General features: G+C 44.6%; 1 protein-coding gene. It reads left to right on the plus strand.

From position 1 onward, the window contains the following. Positions 1-545: S16 family serine protease (locus FK530_RS27710; RefSeq protein WP_500487613.1), on the plus strand; the 545-nt coding region annotated here is incomplete at both ends.

A 545-nucleotide genomic window follows, 5' to 3' on the forward strand; every position in this document is an offset into this window, starting at 1 on the left:
CTGCCGCTTATAAGGAGAATGGCTTAACGCGTGAGGAGATTAAATTCACCGATGAGGGGCTTCTTTTCTTAATTAATCACTACACTAAAGAGGCGGGTGTCCGTAATTTGACGCGAGAGATCAATACCCTTTTCCGTAAATTTATTAAAGAGAGAATGCTCGATAAAGAGCGTGATCGTAAGGGCGAGGTGATTGATGAGGCGCGTATCAAATATTATCTTGGTGCAATGAAGTATCGCCATAGTATTAAAGAGGATGAGCATGAGGTTGGCTATGTTAATGGCTTAGCTTGGACACAAGTAGGTGGCGATCTTCTCGGGATTGAGGTTCAGTTAGTGCCGGGGAAAGGAGAACTCATTGCTACCGGTAGCCTTGGCGAGGTGATGAAAGAGTCGGTAAGAACAGCATTAACTGTTATTCGAGCTCGAAGTAGTTATTATGGTCTTCCAGATGATTTCTATAAGAAGTGGGATATTCATGTTCATGCACCTGAAGGGGCGATTCCTAAAGATGGTCCGAGCGCTGGTGCTGCTATTACCTTAGCG

The sequence above is a fragment of the Tsukamurella conjunctivitidis genome (genome assembly GCF_007858475.1).
GTDB lineage: Bacteria > Actinomycetota > Actinomycetes > Mycobacteriales > Mycobacteriaceae > Tsukamurella > Tsukamurella conjunctivitidis.